14 protein-coding genes are annotated in these 16,076 nt (G+C 73.6%); 8 read left to right on the forward strand and 6 right to left on the reverse strand.

Features of this window, described 5'->3' with window-relative positions:
• Positions 1 to 2 precede the first annotated feature (2 nt).
• Complete coding sequence (locus tag ACN9MM_RS12165; RefSeq protein ID WP_426363639.1) at positions 3 to 1,322, reverse strand: glycosyltransferase family 4 protein; 1,320 nt, start codon at positions 1,320 to 1,322, stop codon at positions 3 to 5.
• Positions 1,323 to 1,528: 206 nt separating this feature from the next.
• Here ACN9MM_RS12165 and ACN9MM_RS12170 point away from each other — a divergent pair, with 206 nt between their 5' ends.
• Complete coding sequence (locus ACN9MM_RS12170) at positions 1,529 to 2,158, forward strand: TetR family transcriptional regulator (RefSeq protein WP_426363640.1); 630 nt, start codon at positions 1,529 to 1,531, stop codon at positions 2,156 to 2,158.
• Between the two features lie 37 nt (positions 2,159 to 2,195).
• Here ACN9MM_RS12170 and ACN9MM_RS12175 read toward each other — a convergent pair whose 3' ends face one another.
• From ACN9MM_RS12175 to ACN9MM_RS12185, 3 genes are all read right to left on the reverse strand, one after another.
• A complete protein-coding gene (locus ACN9MM_RS12175; RefSeq protein ID WP_426363641.1) occupies positions 2,196 to 2,732 on the reverse strand; it encodes a hypothetical protein in 537 nt (178 codons plus the stop codon).
• 400 nt (positions 2,733 to 3,132) lie between these two features.
• Entirely contained in the window at positions 3,133 to 3,366 is a 234-nt protein-coding gene (locus tag ACN9MM_RS12180; protein ID WP_382864170.1) for a ferredoxin, read from the reverse strand.
• A complete protein-coding gene (locus ACN9MM_RS12185) occupies positions 3,366 to 4,829 on the reverse strand; it encodes an aldehyde dehydrogenase (RefSeq protein ID WP_426363642.1) in 1,464 nt (487 codons plus the stop codon). Before ACN9MM_RS12185 ends, ACN9MM_RS12180 begins: the two co-directional genes overlap by 1 nt.
• A 132-nt stretch (positions 4,830 to 4,961) precedes the next feature.
• Here ACN9MM_RS12185 and ACN9MM_RS12190 point away from each other — a divergent pair, with 132 nt between their 5' ends.
• Positions 4,962 to 5,999: an MBL fold metallo-hydrolase gene (locus ACN9MM_RS12190; RefSeq protein WP_426363643.1), complete on the forward strand. Its 1,038-nt coding sequence runs from the start codon at positions 4,962 to 4,964 to the stop codon at positions 5,997 to 5,999.
• Between the two features lie 9 nt (positions 6,000 to 6,008).
• Here the strand turns inward: ACN9MM_RS12190 and ACN9MM_RS12195 are convergent, their stop codons facing one another.
• Positions 6,009 to 7,784 carry a serine/threonine-protein kinase gene (locus ACN9MM_RS12195; RefSeq protein WP_426363644.1) on the reverse strand — a complete coding sequence of 592 codons (1,776 nt, stop codon included), beginning with the start codon at positions 7,782 to 7,784 and terminating at the stop codon, positions 6,009 to 6,011.
• 388 nt (positions 7,785 to 8,172) lie between these two features.
• Here ACN9MM_RS12195 and ACN9MM_RS12200 point away from each other — a divergent pair, with 388 nt between their 5' ends.
• The 6 genes from ACN9MM_RS12200 (at position 8,173) to ACN9MM_RS12225 (ending at position 14,649) form a co-directional block, all read left to right on the forward strand.
• Positions 8,173 to 9,423 carry a prenyltransferase/squalene oxidase repeat-containing protein gene (locus tag ACN9MM_RS12200; protein ID WP_426363645.1) on the forward strand — a complete coding sequence of 417 codons (1,251 nt, stop codon included), beginning with the start codon at positions 8,173 to 8,175 and terminating at the stop codon, positions 9,421 to 9,423.
• Positions 9,424 to 9,431: 8 nt separating this feature from the next.
• The gene (locus tag ACN9MM_RS12205; RefSeq protein WP_426363646.1) at positions 9,432 to 10,097 is read left to right on the forward strand and encodes an SCO2322 family protein; all 666 of its coding nucleotides are present in this window, start codon (positions 9,432 to 9,434) and stop codon (positions 10,095 to 10,097) included.
• A 14-nt stretch (positions 10,098 to 10,111) separates the two neighbouring features.
• Positions 10,112 to 11,344 carry an energy-coupling factor transporter transmembrane component T gene (locus ACN9MM_RS12210; protein WP_426363647.1) on the forward strand — a complete coding sequence of 411 codons (1,233 nt, stop codon included), beginning with the start codon at positions 10,112 to 10,114 and terminating at the stop codon, positions 11,342 to 11,344.
• Complete coding sequence (locus ACN9MM_RS12215) at positions 11,341 to 13,098, forward strand: ABC transporter ATP-binding protein (protein WP_426363648.1); 1,758 nt, start codon at positions 11,341 to 11,343, stop codon at positions 13,096 to 13,098. The genes ACN9MM_RS12210 and ACN9MM_RS12215 overlap by 4 nt, the downstream gene beginning before the upstream one ends.
• On the forward strand, positions 13,095 to 13,961 hold the full coding sequence (locus ACN9MM_RS12220; protein WP_426363649.1) for an ECF transporter S component: 867 nt from the start codon (positions 13,095 to 13,097) through the stop codon (positions 13,959 to 13,961). Before ACN9MM_RS12215 ends, ACN9MM_RS12220 begins: the two co-directional genes overlap by 4 nt.
• Before the next feature lie 286 nt (positions 13,962 to 14,247).
• On the forward strand, positions 14,248 to 14,649 hold the full coding sequence (locus ACN9MM_RS12225; RefSeq protein ID WP_030688154.1) for a transglycosylase SLT domain-containing protein: 402 nt from the start codon (positions 14,248 to 14,250) through the stop codon (positions 14,647 to 14,649).
• A gap of 91 nt (positions 14,650 to 14,740) precedes the next feature.
• On the opposite strand, the gene ACN9MM_RS12230 is transcribed toward ACN9MM_RS12225, so the two are convergent.
• The gene (locus tag ACN9MM_RS12230) at positions 14,741 to 15,910 is read right to left on the reverse strand and encodes a steroid 3-ketoacyl-CoA thiolase (protein WP_426363650.1); all 1,170 of its coding nucleotides are present in this window, start codon (positions 15,908 to 15,910) and stop codon (positions 14,741 to 14,743) included.
• Positions 15,911 to 16,076: the final 166 nt, after the last annotated feature.

Consider the following 16,076-nt stretch of genomic DNA (forward strand, 5'->3'; position numbering starts at 1 on the left):
CGTCACCGGCGGACTCCGGCTCCCTGACGGGCCACGGCCTCGCGGTACAGCTCGGCCGTCCCCTGCGCGGCCCGCGCCCAGGTGAACCGGGACAGCACCCGCTCGCGCCCGGCGGCGCCGAGCCGCGCCCGCAGCTCGGGATCACCCAGCACCCGCCCCAGCGCCGCGGCCAGCGCCCCCGCGTCCCCCGGCGGCACCGCCAGACAGGTCTCCCCGTCGGGCCCGGCGACCTCGGGAATCGCCCCGCCGGTCGTCGCGACGAGCGCCGTCCCGGTGGCCATCGCCTCGGCGGCGGGCAGCGAGAAGCCCTCATACAGCGAGGGCACGCAGGAGACCTGGGCGGAGCGCACGAGGTCGACGAGCTCGGCGTCGCTGATGCCCTTGACGAACTCGACGGCGCCGTCGAGCCCGTACCGCTCGATCGCGGCGGCGACCGGCCCGTCCTCGGCGCGCCTGCCGACGACGACGAGGTGCGCGTCGGGGTTCTCGGTGCGGAGCTTGGCGAGCGCCTCGATCAGGTGGACGAGGCCCTTGAGCGGGACGTCGGCGCTGGAGGTGGTGACGATCCGGCCCGGGACCTCGACGACGGACGGGTCCGGGGACCAGAGGTCGGTGTCGGCGCCGATGTGGACGACCCGGATGCGGTCCTCGCGGACACCGAGGTGGTCGACGATCTCCTGGCGGGAGGTGCCGGAGACGGTGAGGACGGACGGCAGCCGGCGGGCGACCTTCTTCTGCATGCCGGTGAAGGCGTACCAGCGGCGGACGGAGGCGCGGCGCTTCCAGTCGGCGGCCGCGTCGAGTTCCAGCTGCCGGTCGACGGTGATGGGGTGGTGGATCGTGGTGACGAGCGGCGCGCCGATCGCGCGCGGGCCGCCGAGGAGCCCGTAGCCGAGCGTCTGGTTGTCGTGGACGACGTCGAAGTCGCCGCGGCGGGCGGCCAGCATGCGCCGGGCCCGCAGGGAGAAGGTGAGCGGCTCGGGGAAGCCGCCGGTCCACATGGTGGCGACCTCGAGGGCGTCGATCCAGTCCCGGTACTCGTCGCGCTTCGGGGTCCGGAAGGGATCCGGCGAGCGGTAGAGGTCGAGGCTGGCGATCTCGGTCAGCGGGACCCCCTCGTCGAGGGTGGGGTACGGCTGGGAGCCGATGACCTCGACGCTGTGCCCGAGCCGGGCGAGCTCGCGGGAGAGGTGGCGGACGTAGACGCCCTGGCCACCGCAGAACGGGTTCCCCTTGTACGTGAGGAGAGCGATCCGCAACGGACCGTCACCGGCAGCGGTGACGCCCTGTCGGGGGCTTGCCTCTATGGCCTCAGCGGTCATGCGCGACCCCCTTCGAGCGTGCGTTTCGCCGGAGCGTAACCGCTCGCGCTAATCTAGAACAAGTTACAGACTTGATCGTTCTTGATCCTTCAAGGAGCACAGAATCTACCGGCAGGTAGCTCCGTGGTGAGAGCCGGAACAGGTGATTCGCGCCACGGCGGCCGCAGCGCCATACTGTCGCTCCCCACCGCACGGAACGGGACCTCATGACCGCAGACAACAGAGCGGACCACAGACCCGCGTCGCCGCCCCTCACGGAGCGCCAGGAGGCGCGGCGCCGCCGCATCCTGAACGCCAGCGCCCAGCTCGCGGCCAGGGGCGGCTTCGACGCCGTGCAGATGCGGGAGGTCGCCGAGGCGGCGGGGGTCGCCCTCGGCACCCTGTACCGGTACTTCCCGTCCAAGATCCACCTGCTCGTGGCGACCATGCAGGACCAGCTCCAGCACATGCACACCACGCTGCGGAAACGGCCGCCCGCGGGCGCGGACCCGGCGGAACGGGTCGCCGAGACCCTGATGCGCGCCTTCCGGGCGCTCCAGCGCGAGCCGCAACTGGCCGACGCGATGGTGCGGGCGCTGACCTTCGCGGACCGCAGCGTGAGCCCCGAGGTCGACACGGTGTCCCGGCTGACCACCGCGATCATCCTGGACGCGATGGGGGCGGAGCACCCGACGCCGAGCCAGCTCTCGGCGGTCCGGGTCATCGAGCACACCTGGCACTCGGCGCTGATCACCTGGCTGTCCGGTCGCGCCTCGATCGCACAGGTGAAGATCGACATCGAGACGGTCTGCCGGCTGATCGACCTGACGGCGCCGGTACCGACGACGACGGACTGAACGGACCGCTCCCGCGAAGGGCGGGAGCGGTCCCGGGTCAGGAAGAGGTCTTGTTCTTCGCGTTGTTCTCCGCGAGGATCGCGGCGCACTCCGGGCCGGTGTCCGTGGCGACGAACATGACCAGCTTCAGCGGACCCGCCGAGTGGTTGCTCGCCTGGAGCTGCCAGGTGCTCTTCTTCAGCGTCTTGATCTGCGAGCCGCTCTGCTCGAAGCTCCGCGCCTCCGTCCAGCCGCCGCCCGCCAGGGTGGAGACCGTGTCCGCGTAGGACTTCTTCGGGTCCGCGGCCTTCTCGCCGTCGGCCGTCCAGGAGACCATGCAGTCCTTGAGCTCGGCCGGCACCTGCTCGCCCGAGGCGTCCTGCGTGAAGCCGGCCTCCGTCGCCGCCTCCGTCAACTGCTTGCTGACGGCGGCCGCGTCCAGCTTCTCGCTGCCCGAGCCGCCCTCGCCCGAACCGCCCGTCGAAGCCGAACCGGCCGAGGACGAACCGCCCTTGTCCGCGCCGCCCTCGGCGCCACAGCCCGCGACGAGCAGCACCACACCGGCGGCCGCGGCCACCCACATCGCCTTGCGCACAACACTCCCGATTCCGCGCGCACGAAGGCCCCTTGCCCCCGTGATCAAGGGGCCCAGTTTTGCACGTGGGAACGGCCGGGCGGCGCACCGACCGCCTGCGTTCAGAGCTGTTCCGCTCCCGAAGGGATCCGGGCGGTGCGCTGATCCCACCGTTCTCCTTCACACAGGCCCGGTCGAAGGCCGCCAGGCTGATGTACGGGTCCGACCCGGGAAGGGATCGGAACTCCGCCACGAGCGACCCTCCGCGCTCCACGAGAACCGTCTGCGCCATCCCCTCGGCCTATGGGGCGTCTTGCCGATCAGGCCGGGCTCGCTCAACTCGCCCACCACGGACTCGAACCGGCCGAGCGAGGGAGCAGTGCGGCACGGGCCGGCCGTGTCGCCGCAGGCGGTTTCCCGGTCACTCCTCCGGTGGGTACACCGGTTCCCCGCCGTCCGCCAGGGTGATCAGGATCGCCTCCACCGGGCAGCCCTCGGCCGCCGCCAGGAGGCGTTCGCCCGCGTCCGTCTCCGGCTCCACCGGGTGGGACTGGCGGGCCGTGTCGAGGCGGAAACCGGCCGGGGCGTGGTTGACGCACATGCCGGAGCCGATGCAGACGCTCCGGTCGACCTCGACGTGCCAGCGGTCCCCCATCACGCGCCGCCCTCGTAGCCGCCGGGGAGGTGGATCATCTTGTGCTCCAGGTACTCGCCGAAGCCCTCGGGGCCGAACTCCCTTCCCAGGCCGGAGTTCTTGTAGCCGCCGAACGGGCCGAGCATGTCGAGGCTGAAGGTGTTGACGTTGAAGGTGCCGGTGCGCACGCCCCGGGCGAAGTCGATGCCGTGCTCCACGTCCCCGGTCCAGACGCTGCCGCTGAGCCCGAAGTCGGAGTCGTTCGCGATCCGCCGGGCCTCGGCCTCGTCCCCGTACGGCAGGAGACAGATGACCGGCCCGAAGATCTCCTCGCGGGCGATCCGCATGGAGTTGTCGACGTCGCCGAAGAGGGTCGGCTCGACGTACCAGCCCCGTTCGAGCCCGTCCGGGCGGCCGCCGCCGGTCAGCAGCTTGGCGCCCTCCGCCTGGCCGATCCCGATGTAGTCGAGGGAGCGCTGCTGCTGGCGCCGGGCGACGAGCGGACCGACCTGGGTGGCCGGGTCGAGCGGGTCGCCGACGACGAGCGCGCCGGCCGCCGCCGCGAGGGCCTCGGCGATCTCCTCGTACCGCGAGCGGGGCGCGAGTATGCGGGTCTGGGCCACGCACGCCTGGCCGTTGTTCATCCAGGCGGCCGGGACGATCCCGGCGACCGCCGCCTCCAGGTCGGCGTCCGGCAGGATCACCGCGGCCGACTTCCCGCCCAGTTCGAGCGTGACCCTGGTGAGGTTGCGGGAGGCGACCTCCATGACCCGCTTGCCGGCGGCGACCGAGCCGGTGAAGGAGACCTTGTCGACGCCGGGGTGACCGACGAGGTACTCGCTGACCTCGCGGTCGGCGGGCAGGATCGACAGGACCCCCTCCGGGAGCCCGGCCTCCGCCGCGATCTCGCCGAGGATGTACGAGTCGAGGGGCGACTCCGGCGAGGGCTTGAGGACCACCGTGCAGCCCGCGAGCAGCGCGGGCCCGAGCTTGGCGGCGGCGGTGAACTGCGGCACGTTCCACGGGACGACGGCCGCGACGACGCCGACCGGCTCGCGCCGTACGAGCAGCGGTCCGAGGACCCCGCCGCGCCGCTCCTCGTACGGGAAGTCCCGGGCGACGGTGATCGCCGCGTCCCAGACCATCATGGCGCCGAGCGCCTGGGCCAGGACGGACCAGGAGTACGGGGAGCCGTTCTGGGCGCTGATGGAGCGGGCGATCTCCTCGTACCGCACGGCGATCGCGTCCTTGATCCGGGTGACGACGGCGATCCGCTCCTCGACCGTCATCCGGGGCCAGGGCCCCTCGTCGAAGGCCCGGCGGGCGGCGGCCACGGCCCGGTCCACGTCGGCGGGGGCGGCGTGCGGGACACGGCCGATGACCTGCTCGGTGTGCGGGGAGATCACCTCGATGACCCCGTCGCCGAGCGGATCGGCCAACTCCCCGCCGATGAACAGCTTTCCGTGCTCCACAAGCTCGGTCATGACCGCTGCCTCCCGAGGAGATGAATGTCCCGAGTCCCTGACACCGCGACTTTCTGACGACGCTTCAGAACTGATACCAGTTCTAGTTATGGTGGGCAATGGTCGTACCGGTACACAGAGACGAGGACGCTCATGACCCAGGTGACCGAGCACGGCGGAGGCGTCTGGTCCCTGCGGGTGCCCATCCCGGACAACCCGCTCGGCCACACCCTGGTCCACGTCCTCGACACCGGCCGCGGCCCGGTCCTCGTCGACACCGGCTGGGACGACCCCGCCTCCTGGACCGAACTCACCGACGGGCTCACCGCCCTGGGCCTCTCCGTCCGCGACATCCACGGGGTCGTCATCACCCACCACCACCCCGACCACCACGGCCTCTCCGGCCGGGTCCGCGAGGAGTCCGGCGCCTGGATCGCCATGCACGCCGCCGACACGGCCGTCGTCCGCCGCACCCGTGAGGCCGAACCGGGCACCTGGTTCGACTACCTCGCCCGCAAACTCGCCGCCGTCGGCGCCCCCGAGGACCACATCGCCCCGCTGCGCGCCGCCCGCGCATCCGGCCGGATGCGGACCCTGCCCGGTCTCCGCTCGGCCCTCCCCGACCGCGAGATCGTCCCCGGCGAACTCCTCGACCTGGCCGGCCGCCGGCTACGCGCCGTCTGGACGCCCGGCCACACCCCCGGGCACGTCTGCCTCCACCTGGAGGAGGAGCACCCGTCCCGGCTGCCCGGCCACGGCCGGCTCTTCTCCGGCGACCACCTGCTGCCCGGGATCTCCCCGCACATCGGGCTGTACGAGGACCCCGACGACGCCACGGAGACCGACCCGCTCGGCGACTACCTCGACTCCCTCGAACGGATCGGCCGCCTCGGCGTCGCCGAGGTCCTCCCCGCCCACCAGTACGCCTTCACCGACGCCGCCGGCCGGGTCCGCGAACTCCTCGACCACCACGAGGAGCGCCTCACCGGCCTCCTCGGCCTCCTCGCCACCCCGCTCACGCCGTGGCAGCTCGCCGAGCGCATGGAGTGGAACCGCCCCTGGGACCAGATCCCCTACGGCTCCCGCACCATCGCCGTCAGCGAGGCCGAGGCGCACCTGCGCCGCCTGGTGAAGCTGGGCCGCGCCGAGCCGGTGGCGGGCACCGACCCGGTCACGTACGTGGCGGTGTGAGGCCCCGCCTCACGCCTTGAAGAGGCGGATGAGGGACATGACCAGGACCAGCGGGGAGATCCCGCCGCCGAGCACCATCACCGGACCCGCCACCCACCACAGCCAGTGCTGCCCGCCGTGCTCGTAGTGGTCGTAGCCGTTGTGGACGAACAGGAACCAGAGGAGGTGCAGGGTCAGGACGGCGATCAGCGCGATCCAGTAGACGGCGACCCCGGCCGACCACAGCCGGACCCCGCCGGGCCGGACCGTGAGCAGCCGCCGCCGGTAACCGTGGAGGCCGACCATCGCGGCGATCAGGAGCAGGGTCGCGGGGACGCGCCACCCGTCGTTCATCGCCCACTGGTAGGGGCCCTGCGCCTGGTCGGAGAGCGAGGGGTACGCCTCCGCCCGGCTCAGGAGGTCGATCCCGCCCACGAGGAAGGCGACCATCGGCACCAGGTAGAACAACCCGAACAGGGGCCTCCCCAGACCCGTGGTCAGCGTCCGTACGGCGCGCTCCCGCGCGGTCGGCACCCCGGTCGAGGAGGCACGGGCCCGCGGCTCGGCGGCGGGACCGCGGACGGCCGCGCGGTTGCGGGGCACGGAGGGGGTCCGGGCGGGCGTGGGTGCGGCCGGCCGTGCGGCGGGCTCCGGCGGGGTCAGCCGTGCGGCGGGCTCCGGCGGGGGCTGGGGCGCGGACCGCCGCGGGGCATCCTGCCGGGTCTCCCCCTGGGTCTCCCGCGCGGGCAGGACCGCCGTCGGGGGCGGTTCCGTGGGCGGCAGGGCGACAGTGACGGCGGTCGGCCCGGGGGCGGGCCCGGGCTCCCCGCCCCTCGGCCCCGGCCCCGGCCCCGGCTCCCCCTCCGCCTCCGTCTCCGCCTCCGCATTGAGCAGCTCCTCCGCCTCCGCGTTGAGCAGCTCCTCCGCCTCCGCGTTGAGCAGCTCCTCCGCCTTCTGCGCGATGGCCGCGACCACGGGAGCCGGCAGCCAGCTCCCCGTCTCCTCACGGTGGGCGTCCGCGGTCGCGGCGAGCTCGGCCACCGGCGGCCGCTGGTCCGGCCCCTTCGCCAGGCAGCGCCGTACGAGCTCCGCGAACGGCCCCTCGACCCCGGCGAGGTCCGGCTCGTGGTGGACGAGCCGGTACAGCAGCTCCGCCACCGAGCCGCCCCCGAAGGGCCCGCGCCCGGTCGCCGCGAACGCCAGCACCGCACCGAGCGAGAAGAGGTCCGCGGCCGGCCCGACCGTCCGCCCCTCCGCCTGCTCCGGCGACATGAACCCGGGCGAGCCCACGACCAGGCCCGTCCCCGTCAGGGCCGTCTCGTCGGCGGAGCGCGCGATGCCGAAGTCGATGAGCAGGGGCCCGGACGGCGAGAGCAGCACGTTGGACGGTTTGACGTCCCGGTGCACGAGCCCCGCCCGGTGCACGCCGTCGAGGGCGTGCGCGAGGCCGGAGAACAGCCGCCAGAGGGCCGGCTCGGGAAGCGGCCCGTGTGCGAGGACCGCGTCGGAGAGCGCGGGACCCGGCACGTACGCGGTGGCCAGCCAGGGCACCTCCGCGTCCGGGTCGGCGTCGAGGACCGGGACCGTACCGGCTCCGCGTAACGACTGGGCGGCCCGCACCTCGCGGGCGAAGCGCGCCCGGAAGCCCGGGTCGCCGGCGAGCGTGTCGTGCACGACCTTGAGGGCGACGGTCCGGCCGCCCCGCGAGCGGCCCAGGTAGACGCGGCCCATCCCGCCCTCGCCCAGCCGGTAGAGCAGCCGGTAGGGACCGACCCTCCGCGGGTCGCTCCCGGTCAACGCCCGCATACCGCACCCCCGTGAAGACGCCGTCGTCCTGCCGTCGTGGCGGCGTCAGCATGGCACAGCGATCAGTTCCCGGGGATCAGATCGGCGAACCCCTTCCCACCCCCGTGTGAGGCGCCTCGCACCCCCGGGGAACCCGCCCTACGGGCCGGTAGAGTGGGCCCGTCGTCATCATGCCCGTACGGGGGGAAGCCGGTGCGAATCCGGCACCGACCCTTCCCCAAGCTCTCGACTTCGCTCGAGCAGGGGACACCCCACGCCGTGAGCCACCCTTCGGGGGGCGAGTCGGAATGCCCCGCCCGGGACGTGACCGCCGGCACCGTCGAGGAATACGGAGCCGGAGCCTGGTGCCCCCGTGGCGTGCCGGTGCCCGGCCGCAGGAGAGGGCCCCATGAACACCGTCCGCCGCGGCGCCGCCGCGCTCGCCGCCGCCGCAGTCGTGCTCGGCACCGCAGCAGCCGTCCCGGCCGCCGCCACGCCGTCCCCGACCCCCTCGACCGGCTCGCTCCCGTCGGGCCTGTACGGCACGAAGGACCCGACGTACGACGGTGTCTGGCGGCAGTCGCTCGCCTTCCTCGCCCAGCGCGGCACCGGCTACCAGCCCGCCGACCAGGCCGTGGACTGGCTCCTGGGCCAGCAGTGCGACGACGGCTCGTTCGCCTCGTACCGCGCGGACGTGTCGAAGCCCTGCGACGCGAAGACGCTGCGGGACACCAACGCCACCGCCGTCGCCGTCCAGGCGCTCCGCGCCGTGCGCCGCCAGGCCGCTTCCCCGGAGAGCATCGACAAGGCCGTCAAGGCCGGTTCCGACTGGCTGCGGACCGTGCAGAACAAGGACGGCGGCTGGGGCTACGGCGCGGGCGGCGCGAGCGACGCCAATTCGACCTCGGTCGTCGTCGGCGCGCTCGCCGCGATCGGCGTGCGCCCGGGTTCGTTCACCTCCGCCGAGGGCCGCACCCCGTACGACGCGCTCCTCACCTTCGCCCTTCCCTGCTCGGACAAGGACGGCGCGGGCGCGTTCGCGTACCAGCCGGACAAGACCGGCAAGCTCCTCGCCAACGCCGACGCCACCGCGGCGGCCACCCTCGCCGGGCTCGGCAAGAGCGTCGTCGCCACCAAGGCCTCCCCCGACCAGCCGCCGGCCTGCACCGACCTGACGAAGCCGACCGTCGAGCGGGCCGCCCTGAACGGCGCCTCCTACCTGGCGAAGGCCCTCGCGAAGACCGGCCACCTGACCCTGCCGCCGATGCCCGGCGCCACCGACACCACCGAGCAGCCCGACATCGGCAACACCGCCGACGCCGTCGTCGCGCTCGCTGCCTCCGGCGCCACGAAGCAGGCCGAGCCCGCCCTGACCTGGCTGGAGAAGAACTCCGCCGCCTGGGCGAAGGAGGGCGGCCCGGCCGCGTACGCGCAGCTGATCCTGGCCGCGCGTGCGACGGAGACCGACCCGCGCGAGTTCGGCACGGCGGACCTGGTCGAGCAGCTCAACGCCACCGGCCCCGCGCCCAAGACCCCGGACACCTCCGCCTCCTCCACCAGCGACGACGAGGACTCCGGCTTCGACATCTGGTGGATCATCGGCATCGGCACGGTCGTCGGCGTCGGCATCGGCTTCCTCGTGAGCGGCCGCAGGAAGTGAGCGGACGGATGCGGGCCGCGGTCGCGACGGCCGGGGCGCTCCTCACCCTGACCGCCCTCGCCGCGGCCCCGGCGCAGGCCGCCGGATACCGCTACTGGTCCTTCTGGGAGAGCGACGGCGGGAAGCCCTGGGCGTACGCCACGCAGGGCCCGGCGACCGCCCGGCCCGCCGACGGCGACGCCCTCGGCTTCCGCTTCGCGATCAGCAACGGCACGGACGACACCTCGCAGCCCTCCGTGGCCCCCGACTTCGCGGGGATCTGCGAGGGCGTGGAGAAGAAGGACGGCACCAAGCGGATCGCGGTCGTCGTCGACTTCGGCGGCCCGGTCGACGCGCCGCCCGGGGAGACCCCTCCGGAGAAGCTGATCAAGGTCGGTTGCGCGGAGGTCCGCGAGGACGCGACCGGCGCGGAGGCGCTGGCCGCGGTGGCGAAGCCGCTGCGGTACGACAGCGCGGCGATGCTGTGCGGGATCGCGGGATACCCGGCGCGTGGCTGCGGCGAGCAGGTCGAGGTGGGCGGCGACGCCGGGGAGGCCGGGAAGAAGACCCAGGCGCCGACGGCTTCGCAGGAGTCGGGCGGGAGCGGCGGCCCGTCCGTCGGCGTGCTCGCGGGCGGGGCGGCGGTCCTGGCCCTCGGCGGGGCGGCGATCTGGAAGGCCCGCCGTCGCGGATGAGTACGGTCCGTAGCGTGACGGCGGCGTCGGTCCGTAGCGTGACGGCGGCGTCGGCGCGCGGCGTGACGGCGGGGTCGGCCCGCAGCGCGGCGGCAGGAAAGGTCCGTAGCACGGCGGCAGGGTCGTCCCGCAGCGCGGCGGCGTCGCTCCGCGGCGTGTTCACGGCCCCCGCGGCGAGCCGGGCCAACGCCCTGCACGCGGGCGCGTGGTGGCTGTGGGCCCTCGGCCTCGCCGTCGCCGCCTCCCGGACGACCAATCCGCTGCTGCTCGGGCTGCTCGTCGGAGTGGCCGGCTACGTCGTGGCGGCCCGGCGCACGGACGCGCCCTGGGCCCGCTCGTACGGCGCGTTCGTGAAGCTGGGCCTGTTCGTGGTCGGCCTGCGGGTCGCCTTCTCCCTCCTCCTGGGCTCCCCGATCCCCGGCGAGCACGAGCTGTTCACGCTGCCCGAGGTGCCGCTGCCGGACTGGGCGCAGGGCGTACGGATCGGGGGCCGGGTGACGGCCGAGCAGCTGGTGTTCGCGCTGTACGACGGCGCCAAGCTGGCGACCCTGCTGATCTGCGTGGGCGCCGCGAACGCGCTCGCCAACCCGGCGCGGCTGCTGAAGTCGCTGCCGGGGGCGCTGTACGAGGCGGGGGTCGCCGTCGTGGTGGCGATGACCTTCGCGCCGAACATGGTCGCCGACGTCGTCCGGCTGCGGACCGCCCGCCGGCTGCGCGGCCGGCCCACCGGCGGGGTGCGGGCGGTGCTCCAGATCGGCCTGCCGGTCCTGGAGGGCGCCCTGGAGCGGTCGATCGCGGTGGCGGCCTCGATGGACGCGCGCGGGTACGGGCGCACGGCCCGGGTCCCGGCGGCGGTGCGCCGCACCACGAACGTCCTGACCCTGGGCGGGCTCCTCGGCGTCTGCGCGGGCTCGTACGGGCTGCTGGCGGCGGAGGGCGCGGGGTACGGGCTCCCGCTGCTCGGCGCCGGACTGCTCGCCGCGATGGCCGGGCTCCGGCTCGGCGGGCGCCGGACCGTCCGCACGCGCTACCGGCCCGACCGCTGGGGCGCGCGGGCCTGGCTGGTCTCGGGGTCCGGGGTGGCGGTCGCGGTCCTGATGATCTGGGCGAACGCCTACGCCCCGGAGGCGCTGCACCCCGGTGTCGTCCCCCTGGAGGCGCCGGAGCTGCCGCTGTGGCCGGCGGTGTCGGTGCTGGTGGGTCTGGTCCCGGCGTTCGTGGCCCCTGTCCCCAAGGAGAACGTGTGATCCGCTTCGAGAACGTCTCGATGAGGTACGAGGAGGACGCCGAGCCGACCCTGCGGAGCGTGGACCTCGCGATCCCCGAGGGAGAGCTGGTCCTCCTGGTGGGCCCCTCGGGTGTCGGCAAATCGACCCTCCTGGGCGCGGTCTCGGGCCTGGTCCCGCACTTCACGGGCGGCACGCTGACCGGGCGGGTGACGGTCGACGGCCGGGACACCCGCACGCATCCGCCGCGCGAGCTCGCGGACCTCGTGGGCACGGTGGGGCAGGACCCGTCGGCGCACTTCGTCACCGACACGGTCGAGGACGAGCTCGCGTACGGGATGGAGTCCCTGGGGCTCGCGCCCGGCGTCATGCGGCGCCGGGTGGAGGAGACCCTGGACCTGCTGGGCCTCGCGGAACTCCGCGACCGTCCGATCGCGACGCTCTCCGGCGGCCAGCGCCAGCGGGTCGCGATCGGCTCCGTCCTCACCCCGCACCCGAAGGTCCTCGTCCTCGACGAACCGACCTCCGCGCTGGACCCTTCGGCGGCGGAGGACGTCCTCGCGGTGCTCCAGCGCCTGGTGCACGACCTGGGCACGACGGTCCTCCTGGCGGAGCACCGCCTGGAACGGGTGGTCCAGTACGCGGACCAGGTCCTCCTCCTGCCGGACGCGGTGATGGGCCCCCCGGCCGACATCATGTCCGTCTCACCGGTGCACCCCCCGGTGGTGTCCCTGGGCCGCCTGGCGGGCTGGGACCCCCTGCCACTGACGGTGCGGGACGCGCGGCGGAGGGCGACGCCGTTGAAGGCGAGGCTGGAGGGCCGGAGCCCACACGCAGTCCCGTCGGGGTCCGACTCAGCCCCGCCAGGCCGGAGCCCACACGCAGTCCCGTCGGGGTCCGACTCAGCCCTGCCGGCGTTCGAGGCGCGGGGGCCCGGGGGCGGGGCCCCCGGCTTCGGGAAGGGGCGGGGTGGGGGATTCTCCCTCCTCCGACGGCGCCGCACCCGACCCACCACCCCGACCACCGCCCCCCTTCTCCTCACCGAAGGCCTGGGCGTACGCCGAGGCCGCGTCGAGGCCCTCCGCCGTGTCGACCTCCAGGTCGCCCCCGGCGAGACCGTCGCGCTCATGGGGCGCAACGGCGCCGGGAAGTCCACCTTCCTCTCCACGCTCGTGGGCATGATCGAGCCGACGACGGGCACCGTCCTCGTCGCCGGCCGCCCTCCGCACAGCACCGCGCCCCGCGAGCTGATCCGCCAGGTCGGCCTGGTGCCGCAGGAGCCGCGGGACCTGCTGTACGCGGACACCGTCGCCGCAGAGTGCGCGGCGGCGGACGCGGACGCGGGCGTGACGCCCGGGACGTGCCGGGCGCTGGTGGAGGAGCTGCTGCCGGGGGTGGCGGACGACACCCACCCCCGCGACCTGTCCGAGGGCCAGCGGCTCGCGCTCGCGCTGGCCGTCGTCCTGACCGGCCGCCCGCCGCTGCTCCTGCTCGACGAACCGACCCGAGGCCTGGACTACGCGGCGAAGGCCCGCCTGGTCGCCCATCTGCGGACCCTCGCGGCGGACGGGCACGCGATCGTGCTCGCCACGCACGACGTGGAGCTGGCGGCCGAGCTGGCGCACCGGGTCGTGATCATCGCGGACGGCGAGGTCGTCGCGGACGGCCCGACGGCCGAGGTCGTCGTGTCCTCGCCCGCGTTCTCGCCGCAGGTGGCGAAGATCCTCGCCCCGCAGCCGTGGCTCACGGTCGAGCAGGTGGAGGCGGCGCTGTGAGGTCGACCCGTCCCGTACGCCTCGGCCCCCGCTCGGTCGCGGCCCTGGTCCTCGTCTCGCTCGTCGGGGTCCTCGCCTTCTGCTGGCCTCTCTTCGCGGACGCCGGCTCGGCGGTCACCTCGCACGCCGGTGACGCTCCGTGGCTGTTCGCCGCGCTGCTGCCGCTGCTGGTCGCGGTGGTGGTGGCGACGATCGCGGACTGCGGGATGGACGCGAAGGCGGTGGCGATGCTGGGCGTGCTCGCCGCCGTGGGCGCGGCGCTCCGCCCGCTGGGGGCGGGGACGGCCGGTCTGGAGCCGATGTTCTTCCTGATGGTGCTGAGCGGCCGGGTCCTCGGGCCGGGCTTCGGCTTCGTCCTGGGCTCGGTGACGATGTTCGCGTCGGCGCTGCTCACGGGCGGGGTGGGCCCGTGGATGCCGTTCCAGATGCTGTCGATGGGCTGGTTCACGATGGGCGCGGGGCTGCTGCCGGGCCCTGAGCGGCTGCGGGGGCGGGCCGAGCTGCTGATGCTGTCCGCGTACGGGTTCGTGGCGGCGTTCGCGTACGGCACGGTCATGAATCTGCAGGGCTGGGTGCTGCTCCAGGGTCTGAGCAGCGGGATCTCCTTCGTGCCGGGTGCGCCGCTCGACGAGAACCTGGTCCGTTTCCTCGCCTACGTCCTCGCCACGTCCCTCGGCTGGGACCTCGGCCGGGCCGCCCTGACCGTCGTTCTGACCCTGACCGTCGGCGGGACTCTCCTGAGGGCGCTGCGGCGGGCCACGCGGCGTGCGAACTTCGAGGCCCAGGTCACATTCGAGGCCCCGGAAACGCCCTCCCGGGGTGAGGCGCCTCATAGGACCTACGTCACGTACGAACGGGAGTAGTAGACCCGCACACCGGGCCAAATCACCCCACATCCCCGCATGACCTGCGGAAACGCCATAGGGTGTCCCACCGCCGTAGGCCCCCCGGGTCCGAACCTTCCTCGTACAGGGGGTCGTTGCGTCGGCGTTCCGGCCCTGCTTGTCTGGTGGACGTCGCCAGGCAGCCGGTGCTCATCGCAGCGCCACGGACAGCCGGTCTCCCCCAGCTCCCGGGTCCCCCGGGCTCTGGTTCCGGCTTGCCGAAAACGCCTGGCGCGCCCCTTGTCCCCGAAGTTAGGTCGATACCTTGATCCGCTCGCTCACCACTCGTGCCTCTGCCCGCAACAAGAAGATCGCCGTCTCCGCAGCCGTGCTGCTGGGTGCGTCGGGTGCGGTGCTCGGCACGACGGGCTCGGCTTCGGCCGCCAGCCCGCAGGAGCTCGCTCGTCAGATCGTCCCCGCCTCGCAGTACGCGTCCTTCAGCAAGATCGTCGAGCACGAGTCGCACTGGAACCACACCGCGACGAACTCGTCCAGCGGCGCCTACGGTCTCGTCCAGGCCCTCCCGGCCTCGAAGATGTCCTCCGCCGGTTCCGACTGGAAGACCAACCCGGCCACCCAGATCAAGTGGGGCCTCAACTACATGAACGAGCGCTACGGCTCCCCGAACGCCGCCTGGGCGTTCTGGCAGGCCAACGGCTGGTACTAAGAAGCACCACTGCCGCACAGCGCATCCGCAAGGCCCCGCCCTCCTCACGGAGGGGCGGGGCCTGCGGCGTTTTCCGGGCCCCCCGGGCCGGTCAGAGGCGCTGGATGATCGTCCCCGTCGCGAGCGCCCCGCCCGCGCACATGGTGATCAGCGCGAATTCCCTGTCGGTGCGCTCCAGCTCGTGCAGGGCGGTGGCGATGAGCCGGGCGCCGGTGGCGCCGACGGGGTGGCCGAGGGCGATGGCGCCGCCGTTGACGTTGACCTTCTCCAGGTCCTGGTCGAAGACCTGCGCCCAGCTGAGCACCACGGACGCGAAGGCCTCGTTGATCTCGACGAGGTCGATGTCCTTCAGGCTCATCCCGGCCTTGCCGAGGACGGCCCGCGTGGCGTCGATCGGCCCGTCGAGGTGGAAGTGCGGGTCGGCGCCGACGAGAGCCTGGGCGACGATCCGGGCGCGCGGGCGGAGCTTGAGGGCGCGGGCCATGCGCTTGGAGGCCCACATGACGGCGGAGGCGCCGTCGGAGATCTGGGAGGAGTTTCCGGCGGTGTGGATCGCGGTGGGCATGACGGGCTTGAGGCGGGCCAGGCCCTCCATGGTGGTGTCGCGCAGGCCCTCGTCGCGGTCGACGAGCCGCCACATGCCCTGACCGGCGGCCTGCTCGGCCTCGGTGGTGGGGACCTGGACGGCGAAGGTCTCGCGCTTGAAGCGTTCCTCGGACCAGGCGATCGCGGCCCGTTCCTGGGAGAGCAGTCCGAGGGAGTCGACGCGTTCGCGGGTGAGGCCGCGGCGGCGGGCGATGCGCTCGGCGGCCTCGAACTGGTTGGGCAGGTCGACGTTCCATTCGTCGGGGAACGGCTTGCCCGGGCCGTGTTTCGAGCCGGAGCCGAGCGGGACGCGGGACATGGCCTCGACGCCGCAGGAGATCCCGATGTCGATGACGCCGGCCGCGACCATGTTGGCGACCATGTGGCTGGCCTGCTGCGAGGAGCCGCACTGACAGTCGACGGTGGTGGCGGCGGTCTCGTAGGGCAGGCCCATGGTGAGCCAGGCGGTGCGCGCCGGGTTCATGGACTGCTCGCCGGCGTGGGTGACCGTACCGCCGACGATCTGTTCGACGCAGTCGGCGTGGATGCCGGTGCGGCCGAGGAGTTCGCGGTAGGTCTCGCCCAGGAGGTAGGCGGGGTGGAGGTTGGCGAGCGCGCCTCCGCGCTTGCCGATGGGGGTGCGTACGGCTTCGACGATGACGGGTTCCGCGGCCATGAGCTCGTCCTCTCCTCGACCGGACGGGGTGTCCCGGCACCCCGGTCGGTCGGCGTCACGGGGGAACTAGTACGCGTTCTAGTTCTGAGTGCAGTCTTATGACTGCTACCGCCGGTACGCAAGGGTCCGGGAAGCAACAGTTCCCGCTCCGCCCCTTGCTACTTGT

The organism is Streptomyces sp. E-08 (genome assembly GCF_049913095.1).
Classification (GTDB): Bacteria; Actinomycetota; Actinomycetes; order Streptomycetales; family Streptomycetaceae; genus Streptomyces.